Origin of the sequence: Clostridium cochlearium (assembly GCF_900187165.1) — a bacterium.
Lineage (GTDB): Bacteria > Bacillota > Clostridia > Clostridiales > Clostridiaceae > Clostridium_G > Clostridium_G cochlearium.
Genome location: NZ_LT906477.1, coordinates 1,675,840 through 1,688,673, shown reverse-complemented (window position 1 = coordinate 1,688,673; position 12,834 = coordinate 1,675,840). Strand labels below are relative to the sequence as shown.

Here is a 12,834-nt window from a genome sequence, read left to right as displayed (position 1 = left end):
AGGTGTTAAGTTTGAAAATATTAATAGTTGGCAGTGGCGGAAGAGAACATGCAATAGCTTGGAAAGTAGCACAAAATCCTAAAGTAGAGAAAATATATTGTGCACCAGGAAATGGTGGTACAGCTTTAATGAATAAATGTGAAAATATAGATATAGAACAAATAGGTATTTTAGCAGATTTTGCAGAAGAAAATGCAGTAGATTTAACCATTGTAGGACCAGAAGTACCTTTAGTAAATGGTATAGTAGATATTTTTAAAGAAAGAGGGTTAAAGATTTTTGGCCCTAGTAAAAAGGCAGCAGCTTTAGAAGGAAGCAAGTCTTTTTCAAAGGACTTTATGAAAAAATATGGAGTAAAAACCGCTGCTTATGAAGTGTTTTATGAAAAAAATAAGGCTTTAGAGTATTTAAAAGTATGTAGTTATCCAATAGTAATAAAAGCAGATGGCTTAGCAGCAGGTAAGGGAGTAGTTATATGTGAAAATTATTCCCAAGGGGAGGATATCATAACAAAATTCATGGTAGAAGATATGTTTGGTGATGCAGGTAAAAAAGTAGTAATAGAAGAGTTTTTAGTAGGAGTAGAGGCATCTATTTTATCTATAACTGATGGGAAAGTTATATTACCATTTATATCATCAAAGGATCATAAACAAATTTATGATGAAGATAAGGGACCAAATACAGGAGGTATGGGTGCCATTGCCCCAAATCCATATGTTACTGAAGAAGTTATGAAAGACTTTAATGAAAATATATTAAAACCAACATTAAAGGGAATAAAAGAAGAAAATTTCGATTATAAAGGAATAATATTTTTTGGGATAATGATAACTAAAAAAGGAGCTTATCTTTTAGAATATAATGTTAGAATGGGAGACCCAGAAACTCAAGTAGTATTACCTCTAATGGATAGTGATTTAGTAGAGCTTATAGAGGCTTCTTTAAATGATGAACTTTCTTCTTTTGATTTAAAGTGGAAAAAAGCTCACTCTTGCTGTGTAGTAGCAGTATCAGAAGGATATCCAAGAAAGTATGAAAAAGGCTTTAAAATAAACATGTCTAAAGAAGTTAACTCCTTTGTAGCTGGAGGAATATTTAAAAAAGGAAATCTTATAACCAATGGCGGAAGAGTTTTATGTACTTATGCTGTAGAAAATAAATTAGAAGATAGTATAAATAAAGCCTATGAAGAAATGAATAAAATAGATTTTCACGGTATGTATTTTAGAAAAGATATTGGAAAACTTAGATATTAGAAGTAAAGTGGTGGTTGAAATATTTTAGCTACCACTTTACTTTGCTATTCATAAAAAAAAATTGTATGCTATAATATTAAGCTAAGGGATATAATTTACTAGAAAATATTTGAATTTCTTATTAAATTAAGTTAAAATATTAATAGTTTATCATACTAAAGCAACGGAGGGATATATATGAGTAAGGATATTGTAAAGCCATCAATATTGCCAGGTTTTATGGAATTATTGCCGGCTGATCAAATAGTTTTTAACAAAATGAAGGATACAATAAGACATAATTATGAAAAGTTTGGATTCATCCCTTTAGATACACCTACTATAGAAAAGTCAGAAATATTATTAGCTAAAGGTGGAGGGGAAACCGAAAAACAAATATATAGATTTAATAAAGGAAACACAGATTTATCATTAAGATTTGATTTAACTGTTCCACTAGCAAGATATGTAGCACAACACTTTTCAGATTTGACCTTTCCTTTTAGAAGATATCATATATCAAAAGTGTTTAGAGGAGAGAGAAATCAAAAGGGACGTTTTAGAGAATTCTATCAATGTGATATAGATATTATAGGTAATGGTAGTTTGAGCATAATAAATGATGCAGAAATACCAAGTATCATATATCAAACTTTTAAAGAATTAGGATTTGAAGATTTTACTATAAGAATAAATAATAGAAAAGTTCTAAATGGATTTTTTGAAGGAACAGATGTAGAAGATAGAAAAGGTGTGCTAAGATCTATAGATAAGCTTGAAAAAATAGGGGAATCTGGAGTAAGAAAAGAATTACAAGAATTAGGCTTGGAAGATGAAAAAATAGATAAAATAATAAATTTTATAAATATAAAGGGTTCAAAAGAAGATGTAATAAAAAGCTTAAAAGAACTAAACATAGAAAATGATGTATTTAAAGAAGGAGTAGAAGAATTAGCAAAAATTATACACTATATAAAAAGCTTTAATGTTCCAGATGAAAATTATAAAATAGATTTAACTATTGCTAGAGGATTAGATTATTATACAGGAACAGTTTATGAAACCGTGTTAAATAATTATCCACAAATAGGAAGTGTTTGTTCTGGTGGAAGATATGATAATTTGGCTGAACACTATACCAATCAAAAGTTACCAGGTGTAGGTATATCTATAGGATTAACAAGGTTATTTTATCAATTAAGAGAAGCAAAAATAATAGGAGAAAATGCATCATCAACACTTTCACAGGTATTAGTTATTCCTGTAGGGGATACTATGGAATATTCAATAAAGGTTGCCAATAAATTAAGAGAAAATGAAATTATATCAGAGTTATATTTAGAAGATACAAAAATAGGTAAAAAATTTGCTTATGCAGATAAATTAAAAATACCTTATGTAATATTAATTGGAGAAGATGAGTTAAAAGAAGAAAAAGTAAGTGTTAAAAATATGGAAACAGGTAATCAAGAAAGCATGTCTTTAGAAGAAGCAATTAAAATAATTAAAAATGTATGATAAAAAGAGATAAAGCCTTAATAAAATGAGACTTTATCTCTTTTTAAAATATTAATAATTATTTTCTAGCATATCTAATAAATCATTAAATCTTTTAATAACAGCCTCCATAGGTTTTGAAGTAGTCATATCCACACCAGCTTTTTTTAGAATATTAATAGGATAGTCGCTACCACCACTTTTTAAAAATCCTATATATTTATCTAAAGCACCTTCTGTATCTTTTAAAATCTCAGTAGCAAAGGAGTTAGCAGCAGCATAACCTGTGGCATATTGGTAAACGTAAAAAGGAGAATAAAAATGAGGAATACGTGACCACTCCATGTCTATTTCAGTATCTATTATAATATCTTCTCCAAAATATTTTAAATTTAAATCATGCCATATATTGCACAAGTCATAACTAGTTAGAGGAATTCCTGACTCTAATTTTTCATGAGTTATTTTTTCAAATTCAGCAAACATAACTTGCCTAAATACAGTAGTTCTTATTTGTTCTAACTGTTGATTGATAAAATATAATTTCATGTTTTTATCATTTTCATTTTCTATCATATAATTTGATAGAAGACATTCATTTGTAGTAGAAGCAACTTCTGCACAAAATATAGTGTAATTAGAGTAAATATAAGGTTGATTTTCTTTTGAATAATAACTGTGAATAGAATGCCCCATTTCATGAGCTAAAGTGGATACATCATTTAATTTATAGTTATAATTTAATAATACATAAGGCATGGTATCGTAAGAACCAGTAGAATAAGCTCCACCTCTTTTACCTTTATTTTCATATATATCAACCCAGCCATCTTCAATACCTTTTTTAAATATATTTAAATATTCTTTTCCTAAAGGATTTAATCCTTTTTCTACCATTTTAATTCCTTTTTCAAAGGGAATATTAATATTAGGAGTTTTTACTAAAGGAACATAAAGGTCATACATGTGCATTTCATCTAATTCTAATAATTTTTTCTTAATTCTTACGTATCTATGAAGAGAAGATAAATTATCATTTATAGTTTTTATAGTTGTATTGTAAACTTCTACAGGAATATTATTAGGCTTTAGGGAACTTTCTAAAGAAGAATTAAATTTACGTGTTTTAGAATTAAATATAAAATTTTTTATAGCAGAAGTTAGAGCAGTTGACAGTGTGTTTTTATATTTTTCATAGGTATTAAATAAAGCTTTAAAAGCATCTTTTCTAACCCTTCTATCTTTAGATGATATAAAAACAGAATAATTTTTATCTGTAAGTTCTACTTCTTCTCCTTGTTCATTTTTTATTCTAGGAAAACTTATATCTGCATTGGAAAGCATATTGTAAATATCACTAGGTGCATTTAAACAATCACTTACAGATGCTAATATCATTTCTTCTTCTTTACTCAATGTATGGGGCTTTAATTTTAAAATGTCTTCTAATAAAAATTTATAAGTTTTCAATTCATCAATTTTATTAAGCGAGTTTAATAAATCTTTTTCATTTATAGATAGTATTTCAGGTATAAAAAACGAACTTAATCCAAGTATTTCAGGAAAGAAACTATCAATTTTTGATTTTAATGCTTGAAAGGTTGTATTAGTAGTATCTTCATCAGATCTACAATGAGCATAAACAGATAATTTTTCTGCAAGCCTTAATATAGATTCTTCTATTTTAAAATATTCCAATAAAATCTTAGGATCTTTAAGCTTACCTTGAAAGTTAGAAAGTTTGGGTGCGATTTCTTTTAAATGTTGAAAATCACATTCCCAAGCATCTAGATCTTCATATAAATTATTAATATTCCATTTGTATTTTTCATCTATTTCCTCTCTGGATTTTAAAGTTTTATTACTCTCCATATAAAAACCTCCATAAAAATAGTAACTATTTAAATTATTTGTATATTCTCTATAAATTATAACATAAGCGGAGATTATAAGGAGTTGGAGTTAATAGTTAAAATATATAAATAAAAACATTGACAATACAAAAAATAAGTAATAGAATAACAGTATAACAACATATGAACATATGAACATATGTTAATCATAAGGAGGATAGCCATGAATAATGAAGAAAAATTAGAGTTAGTTTTAGAAGGGCTAAACTGCGCAGGATGCTCAGCTAAAATAGAAGATAGAGTAAATAAATTAGAGGATGTAGAAAGTGCGTCCATTAATTTTGCAAATAAAGTTTTAACTATTAAGTTTAGAAATTTAAATAAAAAAAATATTATTATGAAAGATACAAGAAGTATAGTTAATAAATTAGAGCCTCATGTAAAAGTACTAGAAAGACAAAAAAACCTAAGAAGAAAAAAACCTATAGAAGAACAAGTTTGTAGCTGTAGTCAAGGTGAGCATTGTCATAATAGTGAAAAGACACATAGCCATGGTCATTCCCATGATCACGGAGAAACAAAATTAGGTAATGAAAGTATTAGTAAAATATCTATGGCAATAGGAATTATATTAGCAATAGTGGCTTTCCTTATTAAAGATGAGGAAAGTTTAAAAACAAGCTTGTTTATAGTATCTTACATTTTAGTAGGATATGAAATAATAATAATAGCTTTAAAAAATATATTAAGAGGAGAAATTTTTGATGAGAATTTCTTAATGGCAGTGGCGACTATAGGGGCAATAGCTATAAAAGAATATCCAGAGGCTGTTGCAGTTATGGTATTTTATAAAATTGGAGAAATATTTCAAGATTATGCAGTGGATCATTCGAGAAGATCTATTGCCAATTTAGTAGACATTAGACCAGAGTTTGCTAATGTAAAAAAAGGTGAGAATATAGAAATGATGTCACCAGAGGAAGTGCAAATAGGAGACATTATAATAGTAAAACCTGGTGAAAAAGTTCCACTAGACGGAGAAATTATAGAAGGGCAATCCTATTTAGATACCTCTATACTAACAGGAGAATCTGTAAATAGAAAAGTAGAAAAAGGAGATGTTGTTTTATCAGGATCAATAAATAATACTTCACTTTTAACTATAAAAGTAACAAAAAATTTTGGACAATCTGCTGTATCTAAAATATTAGATTTAGTGGAAAATGCTAGTTCTAAAAAAGCACCAACAGAAAATTTTATAACTAAATTTGCAAAGTATTATACTCCAGCGGTTGTATTTTCAGCTCTAGCTTTAGCTGTATTGCCGCCAATTATACTTGGAAGTTATGAATTTTCAAAATGGATATATAGAGCTTTGGTATTTTTAGTAATATCTTGTCCTTGTGCTTTAGTAGTTTCTATTCCACTAGGATTCTTTGGAGGAATTGGAGCAGCATCTAGAAATGGCATATTAATAAAGGGAGGCAATTATTTAGAAGCCTTACAGAATGTAGAAATTGCAGTGTTTGATAAAACAGGAACTTTAACAGAAGGAGTATTTGAAGTATCACAAGTTAAAACACATAAAGATATTAAAGAAGATGAACTAATAAGATTAGCAAGTTTAGGAGAAAGTTTTTCTAATCATCCAATTGCAAAATCTATAGTTAATTATTATGGAAAAGATATAGATAAGCAAGAAATAAAAGAATATGAAGAAATTTCAGGGCATGGAATAAGGGCATTGTTAGATGAAGGAGAATTATTAGTTGGAAATCATAAATTAATGGAATTAAAGGAAGTAAATTATGAAAAAACTAAGGATTTTGGAACAATAGTATATGTAGCATTAAATAAAAATTATTTAGGTTATATAATTATTTCAGATAGAATTAAAGAAGACTCAAAGAAAACAATAAAAGAACTTAAAAATATGGGAGTCAAGAAAACTGTAATGTTAACTGGAGATAACAAGTCAGCAGGAGAAAGAATTGGAAAAGAACTTGCTTTAGATGAAGTGCATACAGATTTATTACCAGAAAATAAAATAGAAGAATTAGAAAAGTTATTTTCACAAAAAAGCTTAGGAGGTAAGTTAGTCTTTGTGGGAGATGGAGTAAATGATGCACCAGTTTTGGCAAGGGCAGACATTGGCATAGCTATGGGAGGATTAGGTTCCGATGCAGCTATAGAAGCTTCTGATATAGTTATAATGGAAGATAATCCATTTAAAATTATAAAGGGAATAGAAATAGCTAAAAAAACTAAAAAAATTGTATGGCAAAATATAATATTTTCTTTAGGAGTTAAATTTGTAGTGTTGACTTTAGGAGCATTAGGTTTTGCTAATATGTGGGCAGCGGTATTTGCAGATGTAGGCGTTACATTAATTGCAGTATTAAATTCTATGAGAACACTTAAGTAGTGAATAACTAATAATGAACAATGAATAATTATTCATTGTTAGTTGTTAGTTATTCATTAAAAAAAAGGGGACGGTTCTTGAAATATTTCAAGAACCGTCCCATTTTTTCCCCCTTTTTTTTCGTAGCAACTTTTTTGTAACATATTTAAATTTGTTTTGTATTAATATAGAATTGAAGTATAGTGCAAAATTATAATTAATACAAAGGATGGGCTTTTATGAAGGGAAAAATATTATTGGTGGAAGATGAAAAAAGTATACGAGGATTTTTGAAGATTAACCTTAAAAGAAGTGGTTTAGAGGTAATAGAAGCACAAACAGGAGAAGAAGGTATAAGAAAAGCAAAAATAGAAAAACCAAGTATAGCTTTATTAGATGTTATGTTACCTGGTATAGATGGATTTGAAGTTTGTAAAGTATTAAGAGAAGAATTTCCTAATATGGGCATAATAATGCTTACAGCAAGAACTCAGGATATGGATAAAATTATGGGGTTAGAATTTGGAGCAGATGATTATGTAGTAAAACCCTTTAATCCATCAGAGCTTACCTTGAGAATTAAAGCATTATTAAGAAGAATTAATTCCACTGACAGTACAAATAAAAATATTTTAGTTAGCCATATATTTAAAATAAATACCTATTCACAAAAAGTATACAAAGGCGAAGAGGAAATAGATGTTACTCCAAAAGAATATATGATTTTAAAAATATTTTTAGAAAACGAAGAAAGGGCTTTTAGCAGAGATGAGCTATTAGACTTAGTATGGGGTTATGACTTTGTAGGAGATCCTAAAATTGTAGATGTAAACATAAGAAGATTGAGAGCTAAAATAGAAGATGAACCTTCTAATCCTAAATATATAGAAACTGTATGGGGCAAAGGGTATAGATGGAGAAAATTATAACATTAGGAAGGTAAATGATGAAAAGTATAAAATTAAGATTGCTTAAAAATTTTATGTTAATAATAGTAATTAGCATTTTGGCTTTTGAAGTTTTTTTAATAAGCTTTACCAAAAGATATTATTATGGAAATTTAGAAGAAATGTTAACTAATCAAGTGAAATTATCTTCAGATTTTTATAGTAGATATTTTTCAAATACCACTTTAGAAGAAAATATAATGGATAATGTAGATGTATTTTGGAAGCAAACTAATGCTCAAGTTCAAATAATAAATACTCAAGGGAGAATATTATTGGATTCTATAGGGGTAAGTACTGATGAACCTATTAAAACAACGGATTTTAAAAATGCTTTAGATGGTGATAAAGGTATTTGGATAGGGGACGTTAGTTACGATAAGCATAGGGTAATGTCTGTAGCCTATCCTATAATTGTTGATAATAAGATTATAGGAGTACTAAGATATATAAGTTCATTAAAGGAAATAGATAAAGCCATAATTAAAATGTCATCTTTCTTTTTTAGTATAGGACTTATTGTTATTTTTGTGGTTGGAATTCTTAGTATATTTTTATCAGATACTATAATAAAACCTATAAAAAAATTAACTAAAGTAGCAGAAAAAATGGCAGGAGGAGATTTAGAGATTAGAAATGAAAAAGAATTTGATGATGAAATAGGAAAATTGTCTGATACATTAAATTATATGGCAGAAGAAATATTAAAAAAAGATAAATTAAAAAATGAATTTATATCATCTATATCCCATGAAATAAGGACACCGTTAACTTCTATTAAAGGGTGGGCAATAACTTTAAATACTGATGATTTAGAAGATAAAGAGCTTATAAGAGACGGTCTTAATATAATTGAAGAAGAAAGTGAAAGGCTGTCTAAAATGGTAGAAGAACTTTTGGATTTTTCTAAGTTAATCTCTGGAAAAGTTACTATAAAAAAAGAAAAATCTGATTTAAATAAGGTTATTTTCTATATAGAAAAATATTTAAGACTAAGAGCAAAAAGAGAAAATATAGATTTTGTGGTAGAAAAGAATTATGATTTACCTATAATGTATATTGATGAAGATAGAATGAAGCAGGTATTTATAAACATATTAGACAATGCTTTTAAATTTTTAAAAGAAGAGGGAGAAAAAAAGGTATTACTTAGTACAAAGATAGAAGATGAAAATGTTATAGTTTTAATAGAAGACAATGGTTATGGTATAAGTAAAGAAGATTTACCTAAGATAAAAGAAAAATTTTATAAGGGGCAAAATAGTAAATCTCAAAATGGTATAGGATTATCTATATGCGATGAAATTATTAAAATGCATGGTGGAACATTGGATATTGAAAGTGAAGTAAATAAGGGAACTAAAGTTTATATAAAACTTCCTTATTCTGATGAAAGGAAGATGAAAAATGAATAAAAAAATAACTATAATATTTACAATAATACTACTTATAATAGCATTTTTTTTATTCCAAAAGTATGTACCTTATAATATGGAAGTTAGGGATAAAATAATACCTCCTGAGAATAATAAAATATCTATAGAAGGAATATGGGAAGTTAAAAAAATTTCAATTTTTAACAATAGTTATAATAAAGAAGATGTAGATAATTTTAAAGTGGATAATTTAATAGGGGAAAAAGCTGCATTTAATAATCAATATGTTTTTTTAATAGATGAGCTTTCTGTAAATCCTCAGTATAAAGTTAAGAATGTGAATATAAAGGATTATTTTTCTTATATATATAAAATAAATATAGAGGATATTGGATTGAAAAATTCAAATATATCAAAGACAGAAATAATATCAGTTATATCAGACGGAAAGCTATTTTATGAATTTATAAAATTAGATGATAGTAATCTAATAGTTCAAAGAGAAGGTGTGTTTTTTTATTTGGAAAAAATAGAAGAGGATACTGAAAAATTTTTTAGTGAAAGCAATTTGAAAAAATTAAAGATAAAAGAGGACACTAAGAAATTAGAAGAAGACAAATTATTAAGATCTGGAGTACTTATAGGAATAAGGGATGATAGCCTTGTTAAGGATACAAATGGTATAGGTAGTCAAGGAAGTAATTATAGAACTATTTGGATTCCAGTTAAAAATAGAAAAGTTTTAGATGTAGTACAAGTAAAAGACTTATTTTTACCTAAAATAGATGGATTTTGGAGAGTTGGTGTACAAAGACATATAATAAGAGAAAATAGCTTTAAAGATGAAATTTTTGCTTATAACAATCAAGAGGAAAATAATACAGTTTCAATTGATGATAAAAATGAATTAAATATACATAAAAAAATAATATTCGCAGGAAATGATTATTTATGTATGGAGTATAGTAAAATACAAGGTGATAAAAGCAAAGATTTTTATAAGGTTTTACCTATACATGCAGTAAAAAATATAAGAGGTGTAAAAATATCAGATATATTTGGTGAAGATGGGAAAAAGGCTATAAAGAGTTCATTAGAAGCTTTTTTAGCATCTCAAGATAAAACTAGTATAAAAAATATTGAAAAGGAAGCCAATGAAGAAAATTTTTCTTTAGTAAGAAATAATGGCTATTGGATTGTAAAAGGAAGATTAAATGAAAAAGATCCAACCGGATATGATTATAAGGACTACAATATTAATATAAATCCATCAAATAAAATGGTTAATTTTAATGCTTTTTATCTCTCATGGAATGCAGTTAAAAGTAGAGTACCAGACGCAATAGATGCATATACTTCTCCAAATAAAGATGTTGCTTTAATAGTAACTAAAGATAATATAAAAATTTATGAAATAAAAGACAATGAATTAGGTAATAAAGCAATATACAAAATATCTATAAAGAAAGATGAATCTATAGTAATGGCTGAATGGGCTACAGGAGATTATGTAGAAAAATGGAATAAAGAGATAGGTAGTAAATAGCTAAAAATAAGAAGAAAAATTCTCTTAGTTATATACATTTATATTTCACTATGTTATAATTATAAAGTATATTTTTAAATATATAAGGCTGTGAAGAAGAAAAGTAGTTATTTTTGTGTTTTATATAGAGAGCATGGGGGTGGTGAAACCATGTGTTGCAAAAATTTACGAAATACGACTTTGGAGCGTTAATGGTAAAACATTAACGGTTGTCATCCGATATAATGACTTAGAGGCATATTGTTTTAGTGAATAATTAATAGTGAATAACTAATAACTAATGGAAATATGCGAAGTAAGGTGGTAACACGAAATACAAACTCGTCCTTATACATTTATGTATAAAGGATGGGTTTTTTATTTTAAATATATTTTTTAGGAGGATGGTAGTATGGAAGGAAGAGAAACCTTTACTAGTAAACTAGGATTTATTATGTCATGTTTGGGATCAGCTATAGGTCTCGGAAATATTTGGATGTTTCCTTGGAAATTAGGACAATATGGAGGAGCAGCATTTTTAATTCCTTACTTTATTTTTGTTTATCTATTAGGAGTAACAGGACTTATAGGAGAATTCGCCTTTGGTAGATGGATGAAAGGTGGATCCTTTGAGGGAATACAAAAAGTATTTAAGAAAAAAAACTTACCAGCAGGAAAAGCATTTAGTTTAATTCCAGCTATGGCTGTTGGAGGAACACTTATTTTTTATGCAGTAGTAGTAGGATGGACTTTTAAATATTTTTTTGAAGCTGTTAAAGGAAGTTTTTTCACTCTTAATATGGAAGAATTATTTAATGGATTTACAGGAAGTAAATTAAGTATATTTTGGGCATTTGTAGCTATTTTTGTAACTTTACTTATAGTAAATATGGGAGTAATAAAAGGAATAGAAAATTTAAATAAAATAATGATGCCTTCTTTATTTGTTATTTTTGTCATATTACTCATAAGAAGTTTAACTTTACCAGGTGCTATGGAGGGAGTTGCATATTTAGTTAAACCAAGGTGGGATTATTTATTAAAACCTGTAACATGGGTTATGGCACTAGGGCAGGCTTTCTTTACGGTGTCTTTAAATGGAGCAGGAATGGTGGTATATGGAAGTTACTTAAAAGAAGAAGAGGATATACCAAAAGCTTCTATGCAGATAGCAATTTTTGATACATTGTCAGCTCTATTGGCAGCTTTTGTAATTATACCAGCGGTATTTGCTTTTGGACTAAATCCATCAGCAGGACCATCACTTTTATTTATAACAATGCCATATGTGTTCAAATCTATGCCCTTTGGATATGCTTTTGGGATATTGTTTTTTATAAGTATAATATTTGCGGCAGTTTCATCTTTAATAAACATGATGGAAGCTACCTCAGAAGCATTTTTAAGTCAGTTTAAGATAGGAAGAGTTAAGGGAGTAGCAATAATATCCATTATGGCTTTTATAATAGGAATACCCTTAAATCTAAGTATGGATGTATTTGGTAAGTGGGCTGATTTTGTAACAATATATTTAGCGCCATTAGGAACTATGATAAGTGCAATAACATTTTATTGGATATATGGAATGGATAAAGCACTTATAGAAATTAATAAAGGATGTAAAGAACCTTTAGGAAATTGGTTTAAGCCTTTAGGTAAATATGTATTTGTAATATCATCTATACTTGTGCTTATACTTGGGGTAATATATAATGGTATAGGTTAAAATTAATCCTTATAATTTAGGAGGTATATAATGAAAAAGAAGTGGCTAATTATATTTACTTCTATGTTTATAGCAGCTATTTGGGGATACTTTATAGATTTAAAAAATGGAAATATAACTGGATTTATATATAAAATAGTTTTTGTTGGAGCTTTTATGTTAGCCCTTCAATATTCTATTAATAGATCTAAAAAAAAGACATTAAAAAATAAGAAAAATAAATAATTTTTTAAAAGAAGCTATCGCATTAAGGAATCTACATACAATA

9 protein-coding genes and 1 other annotated feature are annotated in these 12,834 nt (G+C 27.5%); of the genes, 8 read left to right on the top strand and 1 reads right to left on the bottom strand.

What is annotated here, in order from left to right:
* Nucleotides 1–11: 11 nt before the first annotated feature.
* Both purD and hisS read left to right on the top strand, forming a co-directional pair.
* Nucleotides 12–1,259 (top strand): phosphoribosylamine--glycine ligase, encoded by a 1,248-nt coding sequence (gene purD / locus CKV72_RS08300; protein WP_095178016.1) that lies wholly within the window; start codon nt 12–14, stop codon nt 1,257–1,259.
* Nucleotides 1,260–1,436: 177 nt separating this feature from the next.
* Nucleotides 1,437–2,756: a histidine--tRNA ligase gene (gene hisS, locus CKV72_RS08295; RefSeq protein WP_089867693.1), complete on the top strand. Its 1,320-nt coding sequence runs from the start codon at nt 1,437–1,439 to the stop codon at nt 2,754–2,756.
* Between the two features lie 51 nt (nt 2,757–2,807).
* On the opposite strand, the gene pepF is transcribed toward hisS, so the two are convergent.
* A complete protein-coding gene (gene pepF / locus CKV72_RS08290; RefSeq protein ID WP_095178015.1) occupies nt 2,808–4,607 on the bottom strand; it encodes an oligoendopeptidase F in 1,800 nt (599 codons plus the stop codon).
* A gap of 204 nt (nt 4,608–4,811) precedes the next feature.
* Here pepF and CKV72_RS08285 point away from each other — a divergent pair, with 204 nt between their 5' ends.
* The 6 genes from CKV72_RS08285 (at nt 4,812) to CKV72_RS08260 (ending at nt 12,791) form a co-directional block, all read left to right on the top strand.
* A complete protein-coding gene (locus tag CKV72_RS08285; RefSeq protein WP_095178014.1) occupies nt 4,812–7,013 on the top strand; it encodes a heavy metal translocating P-type ATPase in 2,202 nt (733 codons plus the stop codon).
* Between the two features lie 218 nt (nt 7,014–7,231).
* Nucleotides 7,232–7,921, top strand: coding sequence for a response regulator transcription factor (locus CKV72_RS08280; protein WP_089867685.1), 690 nt, complete (start codon nt 7,232–7,234; stop codon nt 7,919–7,921).
* Nucleotides 7,922–7,938: 17 nt separating this feature from the next.
* Nucleotides 7,939–9,354: an ATP-binding protein gene (locus CKV72_RS08275; protein ID WP_095178013.1), complete on the top strand. Its 1,416-nt coding sequence runs from the start codon at nt 7,939–7,941 to the stop codon at nt 9,352–9,354.
* The gene (locus CKV72_RS08270; RefSeq protein ID WP_095178012.1) at nt 9,347–10,861 is read left to right on the top strand and encodes a hypothetical protein; all 1,515 of its coding nucleotides are present in this window, start codon (nt 9,347–9,349) and stop codon (nt 10,859–10,861) included. Before CKV72_RS08275 ends, CKV72_RS08270 begins: the two co-directional genes overlap by 8 nt.
* An 81-nt stretch (nt 10,862–10,942) precedes the next feature.
* Nucleotides 10,943–11,193 (top strand) — a binding site (T-box leader).
* A 59-nt stretch (nt 11,194–11,252) separates the two neighbouring features.
* Complete coding sequence (locus tag CKV72_RS08265; RefSeq protein ID WP_089867678.1) at nt 11,253–12,566, top strand: sodium-dependent transporter; 1,314 nt, start codon at nt 11,253–11,255, stop codon at nt 12,564–12,566.
* Between the two features lie 30 nt (nt 12,567–12,596).
* A complete protein-coding gene (locus tag CKV72_RS08260) occupies nt 12,597–12,791 on the top strand; it encodes a hypothetical protein (RefSeq protein WP_089867675.1) in 195 nt (64 codons plus the stop codon).
* Nucleotides 12,792–12,834 lie beyond the last annotated feature (43 nt).